Annotated in this window: 18 protein-coding genes and 2 pseudogenes; 9 read left to right on the forward strand and 11 right to left on the reverse strand. The window is 61.2% G+C overall.

Annotated elements, in window-relative coordinates; translation table 11 throughout:
* Positions 1–537: 537 nt before the first annotated feature.
* The 3 genes from LIW51_RS06530 to LIW51_RS06540 form a co-directional block, all read right to left on the reverse strand.
* Positions 538–2601, reverse strand: coding sequence for a DUF7827 domain-containing protein (locus tag LIW51_RS06530; protein WP_227376398.1), 2064 nt, complete (start codon positions 2599–2601; stop codon positions 538–540).
* A 595-nt stretch (positions 2602–3196) separates the two neighbouring features.
* Complete coding sequence (locus LIW51_RS06535) at positions 3197–3955, reverse strand: VOC family protein (protein WP_227376399.1); 759 nt, start codon at positions 3953–3955, stop codon at positions 3197–3199.
* A 583-nt stretch (positions 3956–4538) separates the two neighbouring features.
* Positions 4539–4907 (reverse strand): ArsR family transcriptional regulator, encoded by a 369-nt coding sequence (locus LIW51_RS06540; RefSeq protein ID WP_227376400.1) that lies wholly within the window; start codon positions 4905–4907, stop codon positions 4539–4541.
* Between LIW51_RS06540 and LIW51_RS06545 the strand changes: the two genes are divergently transcribed.
* Positions 4897–5172, forward strand: a complete 276-nt coding sequence (locus LIW51_RS06545) for a DUF8170 family protein (RefSeq protein ID WP_227376401.1) — start codon at positions 4897–4899, stop codon at positions 5170–5172. The two genes, LIW51_RS06540 and LIW51_RS06545, sit on opposite strands and share 11 nt — an antisense overlap.
* A 117-nt stretch (positions 5173–5289) precedes the next feature.
* On the opposite strand, the gene LIW51_RS06550 is transcribed toward LIW51_RS06545, so the two are convergent.
* Positions 5290–5766, reverse strand: a complete 477-nt coding sequence (locus LIW51_RS06550) for a TIGR04206 family protein (RefSeq protein WP_227376402.1) — start codon at positions 5764–5766, stop codon at positions 5290–5292.
* Positions 5763–6872: an OBG GTPase family GTP-binding protein gene (locus LIW51_RS06555; RefSeq protein WP_227376403.1), complete on the reverse strand. Its 1110-nt coding sequence runs from the start codon at positions 6870–6872 to the stop codon at positions 5763–5765. Before LIW51_RS06555 ends, LIW51_RS06550 begins: the two co-directional genes overlap by 4 nt.
* Positions 6873–6983: 111 nt before the next feature.
* Between LIW51_RS06555 and LIW51_RS06560 the strand changes: the two genes are divergently transcribed.
* Together LIW51_RS06560 and LIW51_RS06565 are read left to right on the forward strand one after the other, a co-directional pair.
* Entirely contained in the window at positions 6984–7187 is a 204-nt protein-coding gene (locus tag LIW51_RS06560; RefSeq protein ID WP_227354806.1) for a VNG_1110C family protein, read from the forward strand.
* An 84-nt stretch (positions 7188–7271) separates the two neighbouring features.
* Positions 7272–7748 carry a 50S ribosomal protein L11 gene (locus LIW51_RS06565; RefSeq protein WP_227376404.1) on the forward strand — a complete coding sequence of 159 codons (477 nt, stop codon included), beginning with the start codon at positions 7272–7274 and terminating at the stop codon, positions 7746–7748.
* A gap of 18 nt (positions 7749–7766) precedes the next feature.
* On the opposite strand, the gene LIW51_RS06570 is transcribed toward LIW51_RS06565, so the two are convergent.
* The gene (locus LIW51_RS06570) at positions 7767–8486 is read right to left on the reverse strand and encodes a hypothetical protein (RefSeq protein ID WP_227376405.1); all 720 of its coding nucleotides are present in this window, start codon (positions 8484–8486) and stop codon (positions 7767–7769) included.
* Between the two features lie 191 nt (positions 8487–8677).
* On the opposite strand from LIW51_RS06570, the gene LIW51_RS06575 reads away from it, so the two are divergent.
* The 6 genes and pseudogenes from LIW51_RS06575 (at position 8678) to LIW51_RS06600 (ending at position 12837) form a co-directional block, all read left to right on the forward strand.
* A complete protein-coding gene (locus tag LIW51_RS06575; RefSeq protein WP_227376406.1) occupies positions 8678–9316 on the forward strand; it encodes a 50S ribosomal protein L1 in 639 nt (212 codons plus the stop codon).
* 1 nt (position 9317) lies between these two features.
* Entirely contained in the window at positions 9318–10349 is a 1032-nt protein-coding gene (locus LIW51_RS06580) for a 50S ribosomal protein L10 (RefSeq protein ID WP_227376407.1), read from the forward strand.
* Positions 10350–10354: 5 nt separating this feature from the next.
* On the forward strand, positions 10355–10687 hold the full coding sequence (gene rpl12p, locus LIW51_RS06585) for a 50S ribosomal protein P1 (RefSeq protein WP_227376408.1): 333 nt from the start codon (positions 10355–10357) through the stop codon (positions 10685–10687).
* Between the two features lie 110 nt (positions 10688–10797).
* Positions 10798–11635, forward strand: a pseudogene (locus tag LIW51_RS06590) (tripartite tricarboxylate transporter permease).
* 138 nt (positions 11636–11773) lie between these two features.
* Positions 11774–12082 carry a hypothetical protein gene (locus tag LIW51_RS06595; protein ID WP_227376409.1) on the forward strand — a complete coding sequence of 103 codons (309 nt, stop codon included), beginning with the start codon at positions 11774–11776 and terminating at the stop codon, positions 12080–12082.
* Between the two features lie 5 nt (positions 12083–12087).
* Positions 12088–12837, forward strand: coding sequence for a toprim domain-containing protein (locus tag LIW51_RS06600; RefSeq protein WP_227376410.1), 750 nt, complete (start codon positions 12088–12090; stop codon positions 12835–12837).
* 63 nt (positions 12838–12900) lie between these two features.
* On the opposite strand, the gene LIW51_RS06605 is transcribed toward LIW51_RS06600, so the two are convergent.
* The 5 genes and pseudogenes from LIW51_RS06605 to LIW51_RS06625 form a co-directional block, all read right to left on the reverse strand.
* Positions 12901–13095, reverse strand: coding sequence for a hypothetical protein (locus tag LIW51_RS06605; RefSeq protein WP_227376411.1), 195 nt, complete (start codon positions 13093–13095; stop codon positions 12901–12903).
* Positions 13096–13108: 13 nt separating this feature from the next.
* The gene (locus LIW51_RS06610; protein WP_227376412.1) at positions 13109–13558 is read right to left on the reverse strand and encodes a DUF302 domain-containing protein; all 450 of its coding nucleotides are present in this window, start codon (positions 13556–13558) and stop codon (positions 13109–13111) included.
* A gap of 55 nt (positions 13559–13613) precedes the next feature.
* Positions 13614–13996 (reverse strand): annotated as a pseudogene (locus tag LIW51_RS40405) (DUF7522 family protein).
* Between the two features lie 64 nt (positions 13997–14060).
* Positions 14061–15809: a 2-succinyl-5-enolpyruvyl-6-hydroxy-3-cyclohexene-1-carboxylic-acid synthase gene (gene menD, locus LIW51_RS06620; RefSeq protein WP_227376414.1), complete on the reverse strand. Its 1749-nt coding sequence runs from the start codon at positions 15807–15809 to the stop codon at positions 14061–14063.
* Complete coding sequence (locus LIW51_RS06625) at positions 15806–17158, reverse strand: isochorismate synthase (protein ID WP_227376415.1); 1353 nt, start codon at positions 17156–17158, stop codon at positions 15806–15808. The genes menD and LIW51_RS06625 overlap by 4 nt, the downstream gene beginning before the upstream one ends.
* Positions 17159–17163: the final 5 nt, after the last annotated feature.

A 17163-nucleotide genomic window follows, 5' to 3' on the forward strand; every position in this document is an offset into this window, starting at 1 on the left:
GGTTGGTTTAAAATTCGAAAACAGTAGTCTACACCCCTATCGTCCGTTGAATTCCCGGAATATGGTTGAGTTATACACTGGCGTTTTTGGCAGGTACGCCGACTACTTCGGCAACAAGTGGGAGATGAAGGATGTGGATCACCCTGAAAAGTAACCATTGTTCTTGGAATACTCCGATGGTATGTTCGACGACACTGCACCTGTGACCTCGTACATCAGTTGCTTCGTCGCAGGTGGTTACACCTCCCAGCGCAAGTAAACGAAGTCGATTGCATTTCCAATAAGCTGTCGTCAGTAGGTCGTCTTGTATCGGCGGTGTCCCCAACCAGTGGAGGCTTCACCGCTACTCGGTGTGTGAATTGAAATTCGTCTATTGTCACCGTGCTCTGTTGCAGTAGATTCTGCGTTTCGGCGCGACGACGGTGACGTACTCAGTGATGCAGCCACCGGCATTATCGACGATTCGATAACGCTGTCGCTCGGCGGTCGAGTGCGCGAAAAATGATTTATTCAGTCGGAATTAGACGCATGTCTGATTTAGTTCTCTCGGCGGAGCGCGAGGAGCGCAGCGGCGAGGAGTGCAACGACGGAGATCGCGACGCCGAATCCGGGCTGACCGTCGGACGAAGTCGTCGTCGTGGTCGTATCGTCACCGGGCGTGGTGGACGTCGTGGTCGACGGCTCGGACGACGTTGTCGTGGTCGTCGTGGTCGTCGTCGTGGTCTGACCAGCGTTCTGGTCGACAACACCGCTGATTTGCGTGTCGGACTTCATGCCCTGCACGAAGACATCGAATTCGGTCGCGTTGTCGTATTCGCTGAAGTCGAACGAGCCCGAGAAGGTTCCGTCCTCACTGACGGTGGCGTCAGCGTTCTTGTAGAAGATACCCGTGCTCTGTGCGATAAGCGTCAGATCCGTACCAGGTGCGAGATTCGTCTCACCGGAGATATTATCTTCGCCCTGGGGAACCGTCATGTCATTCCCGCCGTTCAGGTCGACCTCTTCCTGCTCGACCGTGAACGTGGTCGAGACGGACTGGTCGTCGCTAGCGAGTTCGTATTCTTCTTTGACGGTGAACTTCGCATTCCATTCACCGAGACCGTCGCCCTCTCCGTCCGCGGTGTTGAGGTCGTCGGTGTCGATAACGGCGTAGAACGTGTTGTTCTTACCGTCTTTGATGATGCTGAAGTCGTTATCGCTGAGCTTGAGGGAGTCCGCGTTGGTGTTCGACTCCTTGTTGTCACCCGTTTCGGTGACGGTCAGCGTGAAGTTCTCGTAGTTCGTTGTCGATCCGTCAGCCGTGGTCAGCGCACCGAAGATACCGGATGCTTTGACCTGAACAACCGCCTTGTCACCTAGCGCGACGTTGCTGCGCTGCGTGAGAACGTTGGTCAGTTCCGTGGCGTTCCCTTCGTTTTCGCTATTACCGGGCTTGATCCAGGTCTGCGCGCTGTCAGTGGAGCGCGGGCCGACCGTAAGGGACGTGACGTCGTCCGGGTCACTGAGATCCGAAACGTCGCTACGGAGTTCGTAGTCACCCTGGGCAATCGGCTCATCGCCGAGCAAACTACCGTCCTGGACGACTGCGGTGTCATCCGTTCCAGCACCTGCGCGGACGGAGTCGTTCACGTCAGTTGCGGTGTTGTTGGAGGTACGGTATGTGTTGAAGTACACGGTAACTTTGCCGTCGTCATTACCGTCCGTGACCTTGATGTCGTACTGGAAGAAGTCCGTGTCCTCGTTACCAATACGTAGCATACCGGTGTTGCTGTTTTCGAGGTTCACCGTGATGGCGGCGATGTCTCCGCGCGCGGTGTTAACGTGACTTTCGCCGATGGTGGCCTTCTTGTCACCAGCACTTTCAACGGTGATGTTGTCGGTGACTTCGACGGCCGAGTCGTTTACCTTGAAGGTGAAGTCGTGGTCACCGGTCTTAACACCAATGAAGTTGGCCGTGACTTCGCTAGAGGATTTAACGTTCTCGAGGACGACTGAGTCACCCGCGATATGGGCGTTGTAATCAGAGTTGTCGTTGAAGATTTCGAGAACCTTGTCCTGATTGAGATCGTCCGAAGTCACAGCGACTTTGTAGTTGGATCGATCCGCACCGATGTTGAGCATCGTTTTCGCGTCGTGGCCGTTGTCAACAACTGTGTCGTCTTCGAAGCTCGCTTCGAAGTTGTGGTTGGTGATTTCAATGATGCCCTGTGATTCGTTCGTACCAGTAACCATCGAGGCACTACCGCCGTTGACATCGAGAACAGTCCCCGAGTCCGTCGTCAAGACGACCTTTCCGCTTCGGTCGCCCAGACTGAAGGAGACATTGCCATTTTCGAGGCTGTGAACAGCTTTCGGGGCGCTGAGTTCGAGATCGCCATCGTTGATCTCTTCCACTTCACGAATCTGTACGGAGTCGGTCTCTTCCGAGAGACCGCTTGCGTCAACCGACACTATCCGGCCGCTGTAGTAGGTGCCAGGGGTGTCCAGAGGCTCATTGGCCGCACCAACTGATCCTGCGAACGCGGTGGCGCCGGCGAATACCGACATAACCATCAGCGCCGTCAGGAGCAGGCTGCGAACCTTTGCCGTATTTCCTGTCATGCTTTATCGTTTTGTTTCTAATACGGCGATAATTCCTCTTCACTATCATTCGCCCACTTTGTGTAGCCCGAGCGATCCGAGCATAGAAGTGGTACTCCGTTTGCCACCATGGGTAGGGGTACAGATTGTAGGTTATCCCTTTATTATAAATGCTTTGTGGTCTGAGAATGGGGCGATACGCTCTCACACTCCCGTATTCGGCCAATAGAAGGTTCGATGGGGGGTTTTCGAAAATGGCAATATAGCTGACATGAGTCGGCGAACACCGCCCGTTTCGGGGTGGGAGTAACACCATCAACTGAAGGATTCACAGTTCCATGCTTTAAGTGGCAGCGAATTTCCCTACCAATCGAAGACATGATTTGATTATGAAACCTATCGATGACTGAGTGAGTTTCGATAGGACAGCTATTTTTAGTGATTCGAACTACAGATCCCGACGATTCGAGCTAACCGAGAAAATAGAGTATTCGAGTGACTCGAACTCGTTCGCGTCGGTTTTCTTTTTGCCACGCTTCGCGGTACTTCGTCGCGTTTCGTCGCGCCGGTCTGCGCTTCGTTATGCTTCGCCGCGCTCGGTCGGACTCGATTACGCTCAGTCGCGCTCCACGAGTTCTATCTCATGCCCGTCTTGGTCTTTGGTGAAGGCGTAGCGGTCGTCGCAGGAGTCGGGGTCGCGGTAGTCCTCGGCTTCGCGCTCCATCAACGTCTCCCACTCCTCGTGGAGATCGTCCGCGCGCACCGCGAGGTGGCCCCACGCGTCGCCCAGTTCGTACGACCGCCCGTCGTAGTTGTACGTGAGCTCGACCGCCATCGCCTCCGGCGCGGCGTCTTCGGGCTTCACGAAGTAGTTGGCGAACGTGTCCGACTCCCAACGTCCGGTATGCTGGTACTCGAACTTGCGCGTCCAGAAGCCGAGCGCCTCGTCGGCGTCCTCGACGCGAATCATGGTGTGGTCCAAACTCCAGCGCGCGCCGTGGTCGCGCTCTACAATTTCGATTTCGTGCCCGTCCGGGTCTTTCACGAAGGCGTAGCTCCCGCCGCAGGAGTCGGGGTCGCGGTAGTCCTCTACGCCCGCGTCCATCAGTTCCTCGTACGCGTCGTACACGTCCTCGACGCGTACGGCGATGTGACCCCACGCGTCGCCCAGTTCGTACGACCGCCCGTCGTGGTTGTAGGTGAGTTCGAGCACGGCACCTTCGTCGTGAACATCTTCCGGCGCGAGGAAGACGTTGGTGAACGTGTCAGCCTCCCAGCGACCCATCTCCTCGTAGTCGAGGTGGGTCCGGTACCAGTCGAGCGACTCGTCCAGATCCGCTACTCGCATCATGGTGTGGTCGAGTGTTCCGCTCATGCGTTCGAACCCACCCCCTCTGGCGAAGTAAGGCTACCGACCGCGGAAAACTCGTTATCGTATCGGTTCCGTCTCCTCGCTTTTCACATCGGGACTCGTTCGTTGGACGAACACTGTGACCACCCAGGAATCCGGAGTCGGAATGCAGGCGAGTGACATCCACCCACGATGTCAGTTGTGAATTTTCTCGCTCTGGAACTCGTATATGCCTCCTTGTTCACCGAGTCGAGCGGGTAGGGAGACACACGCTCCGTCCGCGTCTCGCTTGCACGGTTGAGAGCTTCGTGTACTAACCGAGGGTGTATCACACGTGGGCGTGTGCGAGGGAAAAATTGACGCCCTCACGGCCTCCCATAGATTGTGTAGCGTGGACGATTAGGCACGAGATGGACTGAATTCACACCTCCGGAGATTGAGACCGCTGTGGATTCCGTGTTAATCTGCACGACTTCTCGTTGGATAAAGAATCCCACCCATAAGAAGCAAGGGGTGAGTCACCCTGGACACGGTAGGTGGGGGTAGCTCACTGACTCCCTTTTATGGAGAATCAAGGAGAAAGCCCCGCCCTTCAGCCCGGGAGATGTCACGAAGCGTCTGATGCCGCCACTCCCGGTTCGTCAAACTCGAGTGCATCAGTGACTGCTTCGGGAAGCGCCGGGCGTGGTGCACCCTCGTGGCGCATTACCCGCTCGGATTTTCGAGTCTCCTCATAGACGGCCCGTGCGATGGGAACGCCCCGTAGGAAGTTATGTTCATACAGGATCTCAATACCGCGTTCAGTCGGCCCCCAGAACTTCGACGGGAGATCCCGCGTCGACGCATTCGGTTTGTGAACGTAGACGTCGATGATGCCTGCCTCTTGCAGCGTCTCGAGTTGGTCGAGGATAGCGGCCTCGTTCTTCGGGGACGAACGTGATGTGCTCGCTGCTGCTGCACAACTCGTGGAAGTCACGGATATCGACGACAAGGCGAAAACTGCAGAACTCGATGCGCTCGTCGAACGTGCCGAAAAGGCCGGCAATGACGTCACCGTTGACGCTCTCACTGACGAACTCGAGGAGCACGAAATCGAAGTTCCTTCATATAGCTGGGTGCATCTGAACGATTTCCGTCTCTTCGAACTACACTGGCGGTGTTACCCATGGACGACTGTGGATGCGTTACTCGACGCAACAGACGATCTCCCTGGATCGCCAAGACCGAGATGGGAACAATAGGGAAAGAATCTGAATAGAAGAGTACCGCCATCGACCGAGTAGTCATTCTGGTGACCAAGGGCATCGCAGAAACCGCCCCATTCCTCAGGTGGCATCAGATTTCGTCTCGCAGTAGCCTCACCCCCGGTGAAGCGCACCGCGCAGATCTGGCCAGTGGAACCACCACGCGACGAGCCAGAGCGTAACCGGGCCGAGAGGTAGTACCACCAACCCCACCTGCGCGACGCCGAATACGAATCCAAGCGCGAAACTCGCGTGGCTCGCGCCCGCCAACACGAGCAGTCCCGCCGTCACCCGTCTGTCTTCGAACCGCCCCGCGAACGCACTCGCAAGCGCGAAGAGATAACAGAGAACGCTCACCGGCCACGCGATGAGTCGTCCCGGCAGTCCTGACGTCAAGACGAACAGGTAGTCGGGGAGCGTCGTGACGTGCAGCGTCGTTGGGTCGAACAGTCCCCACGGAAAGACCAGCGTCGTCCCGCCGGGCGCGACGAGAATAGTCCACGGAACGATACCGAGCGCGAGGAGCGCGAGACGACGTCCCGAAAGGGCGAGCGGGGGAGAACGATCCGCGATTCTAGCAGGGCGACTCACTTTCGGAGTATCAGCCGAAGCACGTCTTCGTCCGCGAGAACGTGCTCCGTGCCGACCTGCTGTTCGTCGTGTTTCGCGCTCGGGCCGCTGACGCGCGCGAACCGGAATCGCTGTTCGAAGTCGCCGCCGATTTTCTCGCAGGCGTCCGCGACGGTGCTCCTCTCGGGGAGGACGAGCGGTTCGTCGTAATCCACGCCGCGTCCCGGCTTGTCCATGTAGATTCGCATTAGACCGAGTTCCGACCAGATCTTCTCCTTCAGCGCGTCGAGTCCCTTCTCCTCCTCGGCGCTGATGAATACCGCCTCGTCCGGGTCGATGTCGTGGCCGCGCAACCGTTCGCGGACGGTCTCGGCGTACTCGGGGTCGATGAGGTCGACTTTGTTCACCGCCACCATCGAGGGGATGTAGACGCGGTTGTCCATGATACCGTCGATGAGGCGGTCGATGTCCAGTTTCTCGCGCAGGGTCACGTCCGCGTTCACGTACCCGCGCTCGCGGAGCACCTCCTTGATGACGTTCTCGGATATCTCCTGTTCGACGCTGGAGGTGACCTTGATGCCGCCCATGCCTTTCTTCGAAATCGAGACGCTTGGCGGCTTCTCGTCCAGCCGAATCTTGTTCTCGTACAGCTCCTTGCTGAGGCGTTCGTACTGGTCGATCTCGAAGACCGAGAGGAGAAATACCGCGAGGTCGGCGGCGCGGACGACCGACAGCACCTCGCGTCCGCCGCCGCGCCCGTGAGCCGCCCCCTCGATGAGTCCCGGCACGTCGAGTAGTTGGATATTCGCGCCGCGATACTGCAACATCCCGGGATTCACGTCGAGCGTGGTGAACTCGTACGCGCCGACCTCGCTGTCGGCGGCGGTGAGCGCGTTCAGCAGGGTGGATTTCCCGACGCTCGGAAACCCGACGAACGCGACCGTCGCATCGCCGGTCTTCTCGACGGCGTAGCCGTGGCCGCCGCCCGCGGAGGACTGGTTCTCCAGCTTCTCTTTCTTCTCCGCGAGCTTCGCCTTCAGCCGACCGATGTGCGACTCGGTCGATTTGTTGTATGGCGTGTTGGAGATCTCCTCGCGGAGCGCTTCGATTTCCTCCTCCAGTCCCATTATGGACACGTCCGCCGTGACCGCCGAAAAACCTGTTCTTTCGAATCAGGGAATGGCATACATCACTTTCGACACGTTAATAGGTTGCGGCCAGCGAAGCCTTTACACGTAATGCCGGATCCCGCCCATCTCCGCGATAGCACGCAAATCGTCCTTCACCGCGACGTGCTCAACGGGATTCGGGCCGACCTCGAACGGGAGTTCGTACTCACCATCGTGCCGTTCGAGGACGAGTACCTCCGCATCATCGGCAGTCCGGTCGAGATCAAGGAAGCGAGCGAGTTCCTCGGACGCCACGGCGTGAGCCTGCCGTAATCCGGTTTGTCGGTCGAACCGCACTGTACGTTCGGCACGCTCGAAAAGAAAATCCTTAAAACTGCGGCGAGATTCCGTTTACCTATGGCTGATACAATCGAAGTCCTCGTACCCGGAGGGCAGGCCAACCCCGGCCCGCCGCTCGGACCGGAACTCGGCCCGACTGCGGTGAACGTGCAGGAAGTCGTCAACGAGATCAACGAGCAGACCGCCGCCTTCGACGGCACGGAAGTTCCCGTCACCGTCACCATCGAGGAGGACGGCAGTTTTGACCTCGAAATTGGTGTCCCGCCGACCGCGGCGCTCATCAAGGACGAGGCCGGGTTCGACACGGGAAGCGGCGAACCCCAGAAGGATTTCGTCGCCGACCTCTCCATCGACCAAGTGAAGAAGATCGCGGAACAGAAACGTCCCGACCTCCTCGCCTACGACACGAAGAACGCGGCGAAGGAAGTCGTCGGGACGTGCACCTCGCTCGGCGTCACCATCGAGGGGAAGAATCCCCGCGAGTTCAAAGAACAGATCGACGCGGGCGAGTACGACGACGCTCTCGCCGTCTAATCCGGGTCTCTCCTTTCGCTACAACGTGAGCAACAGTAGTGCGGTGTAGCCCGCCGCACCGAGTGCGAACGCCCAGAAGCGGCTTTCGCGCTCTTCGGGGAGTTCCTCTTTGATGACGTTCAGGACGATGCTCCCCGCCAGAAACGCGAATAACGTGTTCACGGCCGGTTCGTTAATGTGCGTCGTGCTACCGACCATCCAACCGACGACGACGGCTGCTGCTAGCAACCAGCGACCGAATCGGTCGTAGATGTTCTCGTGATGTTCCCGAAGCCCGTAGTCGTTGACGACGAAGTGCAGTCCCATCGCGGCGGCGAAGAACGCGAGGCTCGCCAGCCCGGTCTCTTCCCGATGGACGAGCAGATAGCCGATGAGCGCGTTGTACGCGGTGAACGAGCCGATGTGAATCCAGAACACCCAGATACCCATCCCGCCGCGACCCTCGTCGCGTCCGAACGCCCGCGCGAATCGTTCCAGTCCGTAGAACAGCGCGAACCCGATGAGCGCGACGAGATACACGTGGCGTTCGAGGAATCGGGCCAGAAACACCACCCCTTCGAGAACCGTCTTCCCCTCGCTTAGCTCCGGCAGGATGTGGACAAAGACGTACGCGACCGACGCGCCCCCAGCCATCGAGAGCCAGTAACTTCGCGGAATCACCTGAAACGACCGCACTCTCCCCGCGAAGACGTGGACGGTGGCGAGCGCGAGCGCCAACACACCCGGGAGTAGCGTCATTGCTTTCCTGCGTCGATTCGTCGCCGTAACTGAAACCGGTATCGGCCTGCGATGGAGTGCGACGCGGTGACGCCGCGGGACGCGGGATGGTTCGACGGGTTTAAGTTGCGCATGCATCAATTTCAGGTGAGACAGGCATCACCTGTTTCACTGACCCGTAGGAGCATTCCTGCGTACTACGGAGGTGAACGATGGCAGATAATGAGATAGAGCAAGCAGTCTCTCGCGCACTCGAGGACTCCCCACAGCGGAATTTCCGCGAAACGGTAGACCTCGCGATCAACTTGCGCGACCTCGATTTAAACGATCCGTCGAATCGTGTGGACGAGAGCGTCGTGCTCCCGTCCGGAACCGGCCAGGACACCACTATCGTCGTGTTCGCGGAGGGCGAAACCGCTCTCCGCGCCGAGGACGTCGCGGACGACGTCCTCGGCGGTGACGAACTGGAAGACTTGGGCGACGACAGCGACGCGGCGAAAGACCTCGCCGACGACACGAACTTCTTCATCGCCGAAGCGTCGATGATGCAAGACATCGGTCGATACCTCGGTACCGTGCTCGGTCCGCGCGGAAAGATGCCGACGCCGCTTCAGCCCGACGACGACGTGGTCGAGACCGTCAACCGGATGAAAAACACGGTTCAGATTCGCAGTGGCGACCGACGCACGTTTCACACGCGCGTCGGCGCGGAAGATATGACCGCGGAGGACATCGCCGAGAACATCGACGTTATCCTCCGCCGTCTCCACTCGAATCTGGAGAAAGGTCCGCTCAACGTCGACACCGTCTACGTGAAGACGACGATGGGACCGTCCGTGGAGGTGGCCTAACATGTCCGCAGAAGCAGAACGGAAGACCGAGACGATTCCGGAGTGGAAGCGCGAGGAAGTCGCCGAGCTGACCGACTTCATCGACGACTACAACAGCGTCGGCGTCGTCAACATCACCGGCATTCCGAGCAAACAGCTCCAGAACATGCGCCGCAGCCTCCACGGCAGCGCGGAACTCCGCGTCAGCCGTAACACGCTGGTTCGGCGCGCGCTCTCGGAGGTCGGCGATGGCTTTGAAGACTTGGAAGAGCACGTCACCGGCCAGATCGGTCTCATCGGAACGAACGACAACCCGTTCGGTCTGTACCGCGAACTGGAGGCCTCAAAGAGCCCCGCCCCCATCTCGGCGGGCGAGGTCGCCCCGAACGAAATCACCATCCCAGAAGGTGACACGGGCGTCGACCCCGGACCGTTCGTGGGCGAACTCCAGCAGGCCGGTGCCGCCGCACGCATCATGGACGGCTCCATCCACGTGACCGAGGACAGCCTCGTCGCGGAGGAAGGAGACGAGGTCTCGGAGGAGCTCGCGAACGTTCTCTCCGAACTCGGCATGGAGCCGAAGGAGGTCGGTCTCGACCTGCGCGCCGTCTACTCCGACGGAGTCATGTTCGAGTCGGACGAGCTCGCCATCGACGTGGACGAGTACCGCGCGGACATCGAGCGGGCGGCGGCCTTCGGTCGCAACCTCTCGGTCAACGCGGTGTTCCCGACCGACCAGACCGTACCCCTGCTCGTCTCGAAGGCGACCGGCGAGGCCAAGAGCCTCGGACTACAGGCCGCCATCGAGAGTCCGGACTTAGCGTCGGATCTCGTGAGCAAGGCGGACGCACAGGTGCGGACGCTGGCTGCCCAAATCGACGACGAGGACGCACTGCCCGAGGAGCTTCGCGGCATCGAAGCGCCTGCCGCGGGCGGTGCGACTGAGGAAGAGGAATCGACTGACGAAGAAACTGAAGCCGAGCCTGAAGACGAAGACGACGAAGACGACGATGACGACGCGGCCGGAGAAGGTCTCGGCGCTATGTTCGGATAACAACAATGGAATACGTTTACGCTGCACTCATCCTGAACGAATCGGGCGAAGAAATCAACGAAGAGAACCTCACCAACGTCCTCGACGCTGCCGGCGTTGATGTCGAGGAGTCCCGCATCAAGGCGCTCGTCGCCGCGCTGGACGATGTCGACATCGACGAGGCCGTCGAACAGGCCGCCGCCGTCCCTGCCGGTGGGGCCGCCGCTGGCGGTACCGCGGGTGGTGCCGAGGAAGGCGGAGAGGAAGCCGCCGAAGAGGAGGAAGCCGCCGAAGAAGAAGAGGACGAAGACGAAGAAGACGAGGCCAGCGGCGAAGGTCTCGGTGAACTCTTCGGCTAAGCGACGACACCGAATCGAACTTTCTTTCGCGCCGATTCCGCGGAGCGACGGCTGTCGTCTCCCGAGCGATGTCCAACGTTTAAGTAGGAAAACGGAACCACTCCGCCTCGATGGAGGTGTTCGGAACGCGGTTGGTGATGGCTCCCACGACGGCGACGGCACTCGCGTTCGTCTTCGGCGGCGTTGCGCTCGGGACGGTGAACGGACTGACGTCGGGTATCCACGTCAACAACCTCGCGCTGTTGCTCGCGTCGGTGGCTCCCGCGGTGCCCGGCCCGCCAAAACTCGTCGGCGCGGCGATGCTGGCCGCCGGGGTCGTTCACTCATTTCTCGACGTGATTCCGTCCCTCGCGCTCGGCGTTCCCGACCCCGCGATGGCGGCGACGGCACTTCCCGGCCACCGTCTCGTCATCGAAGGCCAAGGGCGGGAGGCGATACGACTCTCCGCACTGGGCAGCGGTCTCGCGGTCGCGTTCGCGGTGCCGCTCGCGGTTCCGGTGACCGTGGCGATGACCACGGCGTATCCGCTCGTCCGAGCGCGACTCCCACTCCTGCTCGTCACCGTCGCGGAACTGCTCGTCGTCACGGAGCCGACGAGGGGGAAAGTCGGCGGTGTCGTCGCCTTCTGCGCGAGTTCGATTCTCGGTATCCTCACGCTCGACCTGACGATCTTACACGTGAGCATCGCGGTCGCCGGTGTCGTCGGGTTCGTGCTCGTGCTCGTACTTGGCGACACCTACCTCCGGACGGTTGGTCGGATAGACTACCGGCTGCTGTCGCTGGTTGTGCTCGCACTGCTGGTCGCGGCGTCGTTCCTGTTCGCAGGAGTCGTGGGTGTCGGAATCTTCCTCGTCAGCACCGCACTTGGGCTGTTCCCCCCCGCGGGTCGACTGTCGGCGCGTCCACTTGATGGGGGTGTTGATGGGACCGCTCGCCCTCGGCGGGTGACCGTGAGCCGTTGCAACTCGGAGGATGAGTTTCCGTTCATTCTCGGGGATGAGCGTACGTGTCGGTCGTTCCACTCGATTCAATCGAAACACCTCCTAACTCATTAAATAGATACATGACTTCCCTCGAAAGGGTACAATGACCGACCAGCCGTCCTGTCCACCTCCGGAGTCCCTATCGGAACTACAGCAATTTTCCACCGAGGACTTTCGCGCCATCGAGGAGTATCACTATCAAGACGAGCTCTCGCCGAAGCGCATCATCCAATCGATAGCTCGTCTCGCGGTTCCCAAAGTCGAATGGCGAGGGCCGTCGAACGCGAACAGCCTGCGGGATTTCTGGTACAATCCCGTGAAACCAATCCTCGAACGGGCGTTCCCCGAAAAACTCGCCAATCCGGAGTTCAATTTCGGGCGGCGAATGAGCCGTATCTCAGCGAAGCGCTGAGCGAGATGGTCAAGAACGGCGAATTCACCTACAGCGACCTGAACATCATCGACGCCAGCCGCGAGCGCGCGCTAGCGGACGCCGAGAGCGTCGAAGCGGACAAGATCCTGTTCGTCGAGAAGGATTCGGCGTACTTGAAGGTAAAACCGCTCGCCGACCGGTACGAGCTATCGGTCGTCTCCGGAAGCGGCTGGCAGGCGACCGCGCTCATCGAGGATTTAGCGCGCGAACTCGACAGCGACACCGAGTACACGCTGTACCTGCTCACCGATTACGACCCGACGGGGTTTGAGATCGCCGAGGACTTCGCATCGCGCTCGGAACAACTCGGCGTCTCGCTCGACGAGGTGCGTCGAATCGAAATCAATCCCGAGCACCTCTCGGACGGCCAACTCGAAACCCAGCGATTTACGCCGCCGGCACAGAGCGAGGCAGATCGCGAATGGCTCGAAACGCACGGTATCGAGGGAACCTACGGAATCGAACTTGAGGCCATCGGCGAAGATCTTCAATCGAAGGGCGAAGCCTTGCAACGACTCGTCGTCGACGAAATCGGCGACGAAATCGACGAGCACGAGCGCCGCAAACGAACCCTTCAGCAGGCTGTGAACGAGATTCCCGAGCAGGCGACGAACAGCATCGTCGAGTCGATAGTCGGCGACCTGCGGCGTGAGCTCGTCTCGCGCGGACGAGAGATGTATCTCGACGCCCCCGGCGTTCACGAAAATGGTATCGACGACGAGACGGGCGTGTGACGTCTTGACGTCGATGAATTCGATTCGGAGGGGGCCGTCGACCGCTCCCCCGAACTCCCCGCATTACCCGCGGCGGGCGACCTTCACGAGTCGGCTGTCGGTGACGACGAGTGGGACATCACCAACAGGGAGAGTGCGTCGCAGGACGTTCGACAGCAACTCCGCGAAGCGATGGAAGACGGTGAGATCGATATCGTCGATCTCCTCAACCTCGACGACGGGAACGCGGATGACGGCGAGACATACGGATAACCGCAATCGTGTTGATCGGTCAAGGCGTATCGAGGTTCGCCCACGCTTCGTCCACGAACGCCCCCGTCTCGGCGACGATGTCGTCCCACGCCTCGTCGTCGGGAGCCATGCCGACGAGACGTGCTATCTTCATGATGCTGACGTGGTAGACCGTCTGTCGTCCCGGTTCTTCCTCCCAGACGACGACGTTGCAGGGGAAGAGCGCGCCGATTCGGTGGTCGCTCGCGTCCAGCGCTCGATTCGCCATCGCGGGGTTGCACGCGCCGAGGACGTGGTAATCGTCCCGGTCGGCGTCGATCTTCTCGGCGAGGAGTGCAGAAGGGGAGAACTCGGTCGCGACGCCGAATCCGGCGTCCACAAACGCTTCGCGGACGTGTTCGACGGCTTCTTCGTGTTCCATCGCGAGCGTCGCGCGTTTTTCGCCGATATCCTCTCCGTCGAGATTCGACGGGTCGATAGCGAGGCTCATACGTAACTCACTCTTCCGGTCGAGTAAAAATACCACGTCTAGTCGAACGCCACAATCACTGCTGTCCCATCACTTCGAGGCAGCGACCGACGAACGTGTTCTGTACCGCGAACACCTCGCCGTCGAGCGCGACCGCGGTGCTGAATCTCTCGCCGTGGACGAAGTGCATCTCCACCGCGTCCTCGAAGCATCTGATGGTGCAATTCAGCGATCCGTGGACGTAGAGGTCTTCCTGGTGGGATTTCTCGATCGCTTCGAGGCGCATATCTCGGAGAACGTTCGCGCGTTCCGCTCGTCGTAGGCGTCGGCGACGTCGTCGCAGACGAACAACACGTCCCAATCGCTGTCGTCGTAGTAAAGGACGCTTCGGAGGTGCTCACCGACCTGTTCTCGTAAGAACGCGACGAGTTCTTTCGATTCCGAGGCAGTTTCCTTCATGTTCTCTCCCGTCCTCTTCTCGCGGCGATATCTTCGATCTTACCACGATTATTTTAGATGAAAATTAGACAGTTAGCGACCGAACGACGCGCTCTTGCAACGATTCCCGTATCCGATGGCTGGCTTCGGCGTCCGTGATGACTTCGACGACTTGTGTTCCCGGCGCGTCGAGGGACGTCCGAAAACGTTCCCGAAACGCGGGGAGCGTGTCCACGCGCTCGAAGTCGAACCCGTAGAGGTCGCCCGTCGGCTCGAAATCGAGTCCATGTGGCGTCCGGAACTGCCCGGTGAAGGGCGGATCGAACGATTCGATGGGGAGCATGTGGAAGATACCGCCGCCGTCGTTGTTTATCTCCACGATGGTCGCGTCCACTCCGCAGCGTCCGAGCGCGAGCAAGCCGTTCATGTCGTGGTAGTACGCGATGTCGCCGGTCACGAGCACCAGCGGGTCGTCGGTCGCGCTCCCGGCCCCGAGCGCCGTGCTGACGATGCCGTCGATACCGCTCGCACCGCGGTTCCCGAGCACCGTCACGTCGGCGGGACGCGGTTCGCCGAACCGGTCTACGTCGCGGACGGGCATGCTGTTCGAGACGAACAGCGTCGTGGGGTCGGGGACGAGTTCCGCGACTGAAGCGAGAACGCCGCCCTCGAAGTGCTCATCCGTCTCAGCGACCGCGCTCCAGTGGCGCGTCTCCGCACGGTCGAAGCGCTTCCTCCACTCCTCGCCGTCGGTCGCGTCGACCGTCTCCGCGAGTCGCTCCGCGAACCGGGTCGGGTCGGCCACCACGAGGTCGGTCGCGGTGAACGACGCCTCGCGCCACCCGCCCGCGGAATCGACGAGGTACTGTCGGGCGTCGGTTCGTTCGAGGTACCGCCGGAGCACCTTCGAAGTCGGCGACGCGCCGAAGCGGAGCACGACCTCCGGGTCTGGCCAGTCGTCGGTCACGTCCGGGACGAGGTACGAATCGTAGCCGCCGCCGACCGGCCGGTCGTGGCCGAACCGGTGGCCCGACAGGGGGTCTGCGAGTATCGGAAATCCGGTCGCGTCGGCCAACGCCGCCAGCGCGTCGCGGGCAGGAGTCAGTGCGTCGGCGGGGCCGACGACGAGCAGGCCGCGCTCCGCGTCGGCGACCCTGTCGGCGATTCCGCCGAGCGACGAGGCGTCGAGTTCCGGAACTCCCTGCGACACCCGAACGAAGGAATCGTCGCGTCCCTCGCCCGCGAGGGGGTGGTGTTCGGCGAACTCCTCGGGTACGTCGCCCGGCACCTCCGTCGGTTCGAGCGGTTTCCGGAACGGAAAGTTGAGGTGCACCGGCCCCGGCGGTGCACCGGTGGCCGAACCGACCGCTCGCGCCGCCGCCGTGCGGAGGGAGCGAAGTTTCCGCGCTTCGGCCTCGGGTTCGGCGAGGTCGGCGTACCAGCGAACCGCGTCGCCGAAAAGTTTCTCCTGGTCGACCGTCTGATTCGCGCCGCTGTCCCGGAGTTCCGGCGGGCGATCCGCGGTGAGGACGAGCATCGGTACGCGCGCCCTGTCGGCCTCGATGACGGCCGGATGGAAGTTCGCCGCCGCCGTCCCCGACGTGCAGACGACGGGCGTCGGCGTCCCGGTGCGTTTCGCCCGACCGAGCGCGAAAAAGGCCGCCGACCGCTCGTCCAGATGCGAGAACACCTCGATATCGTCGTGCGTCGCGAACGCGACCGTCAGCGGCGTCGAGCGACTGCCCGGTGCGAGACAGACGGCATCGACGCCCCCCGCGGCTAGCTCGTCCACGAACGTCTCGGCCCACAGGGTATTTCGGTTCGGGTGGCTCATTCAAGTTCGTTCAGAATCGGCAGGAACTTCAACTGCACCTCTTCCCACTCGGCGCTCGGGTCGCTGTCGGCGACGATTCCGTTTCCGGCGAACAGCGTCGCGCGCTCGTCCGTGACGACGCCCGAGCGAATTCCGACCGCGAACTCGCCGTCCCCGTCGGCGTCGAACCAGCCGACCGGCGAGGCGTACCAGCCGCGGTCGAAGCTCTCCGTCTCCCGAATCGTTCGCATGGCTTCGTCCGGCGGGAGGCCGCCGACGGCGGGGGTCGGATGGAGCGCCTCGACCACCGAGAGGACGTGTTCGTCGTCGTCGAGTTCCGCCGATATCGGCGTCTGGAGGTGTTGGATGTTCGAGAGTCGCTTGCGCTGTCTGTCGCCGACGACCACCGACGAGGCGAGCGGTTCGAGTCCCTCTCGAATCGTTTCGGTGACGATGTCGTGTTCTTCGCGCACCTTCTCGCTTTCGGCCAGTTCCGCGGCGAGTCGGTCGTCCTCCTCGGGCGTCTCGCCCCGAGCGACCGACCCGGCGAGCGCTTCCGTCTCGACGGTCTGTCCGCGAAGCGAGACGAGTCGCTCGGGTGGCGCGCCGAAGAAGCCACCACCCTCTGCGGGCTCGACGAGGAATCGATAGCACTCGGGATACGACGTTCGGAGCCGTTCGAGGGTGTCTGGAACGGAGACGGGTTCGGTCAGTTCTACGTCGAGTGCCGTTGCGAGTACAACCTTCCGGAGCGTCCCGTCGTGGATCTGGTCGGTCGCTCGTCGAACTTGCTCGCACCACTCATCGCGCGACGTCGCGTGGCGCGTCGTCTCGACGCCCGGCGGGTCGGCGGTGGGGCGCATCTTCGGGAGCGTCTCCATCTCGGCGCGCGCCTCCGACAGCATCTCCTTCACGGAGGGCGGCGACGCATCGCGCGCCGAGACGGTGAGCCGCGTATCGCTTTCCGTTCGCGTCAGTTGGACGCGTGGGAGGACGAACTCCGCGCCGGGAAAATCGTCCCATGGCGGACTGGCGTTGTGTTCGGCGTGAAACGAGAACCCGCCGAAGAGTCGCGGACGGGTCGCTTTCGGGGTGCCGTCGCCGTCGTCGGGCGCGAAATCGTTCTTGTCGACGGAGGCGAAAAGATCGCTCGCGCGCTCGCGGACTTCGTCGAACCGACCCTGATCGTCGGCGGTGATGCGTGCGACCGCGCCGCTCGCGGCGATTTCGAGACCGTCCGGAGTAGTCCAGTAGATTCGCGGTGCCGGCCGCCCGGCGAGAAACGAGCGAAACGAAACGTCGGATATTCGGCAGGTACGGGTTACGAGCGTGGAACCCGCCGACAGTTGACCGTCGCGGTGCGGTGGCATTGCGA

Source organism: Haladaptatus halobius (genome assembly GCF_020618475.1).
GTDB lineage: Archaea > Halobacteriota > Halobacteria > Halobacteriales > Haladaptataceae > Haladaptatus > Haladaptatus halobius.

Bases quoted from the DNA above. Each gene is read 5' to 3' on its own strand.
- LIW51_RS06530 (WP_227376398.1), bottom strand. From the start codon at position 2,601: ATGACAGGAAATACGGCAAAGGTTCGCAGCCTGCTCCTGACGGCGCTG.
- LIW51_RS06535 (WP_227376399.1), bottom strand. From the start codon at position 3,955: ATGAGCGGAACACTCGACCACACCATGATGCGAGTAGCGGATCTGGAC.
- LIW51_RS06555 (WP_227376403.1), bottom strand. From the start codon at position 6,872: ATGGGACTGGAGGAGGAAATCGAAGCGCTCCGCGAGGAGATCTCCAAC.
- LIW51_RS06560 (WP_227354806.1), top strand. From the start codon at position 6,984: ATGCCGGATCCCGCCCATCTCCGCGATAGCACGCAAATCGTCCTTCAC.
- LIW51_RS06565 (WP_227376404.1), top strand. From the start codon at position 7,272: ATGGCTGATACAATCGAAGTCCTCGTACCCGGAGGGCAGGCCAACCCC.
- LIW51_RS06570 (WP_227376405.1), bottom strand. From the start codon at position 8,486: ATGACGCTACTCCCGGGTGTGTTGGCGCTCGCGCTCGCCACCGTCCAC.
- LIW51_RS06575 (WP_227376406.1), top strand. From the start codon at position 8,678: ATGGCAGATAATGAGATAGAGCAAGCAGTCTCTCGCGCACTCGAGGAC.
- LIW51_RS06580 (WP_227376407.1), top strand. From the start codon at position 9,318: ATGTCCGCAGAAGCAGAACGGAAGACCGAGACGATTCCGGAGTGGAAG.
- rpl12p (WP_227376408.1), top strand. From the start codon at position 10,355: ATGGAATACGTTTACGCTGCACTCATCCTGAACGAATCGGGCGAAGAA.
- LIW51_RS06595 (WP_227376409.1), top strand. From the start codon at position 11,774: ATGACCGACCAGCCGTCCTGTCCACCTCCGGAGTCCCTATCGGAACTA.
- LIW51_RS06600 (WP_227376410.1), top strand. From the start codon at position 12,088: ATGGTCAAGAACGGCGAATTCACCTACAGCGACCTGAACATCATCGAC.
- LIW51_RS06610 (WP_227376412.1), bottom strand. From the start codon at position 13,558: ATGAGCCTCGCTATCGACCCGTCGAATCTCGACGGAGAGGATATCGGC.
- menD (WP_227376414.1), bottom strand. From the start codon at position 15,809: ATGAGCCACCCGAACCGAAATACCCTGTGGGCCGAGACGTTCGTGGAC.
- LIW51_RS06625 (WP_227376415.1), bottom strand. From the start codon at position 17,158: ATGCCACCGCACCGCGACGGTCAACTGTCGGCGGGTTCCACGCTCGTA.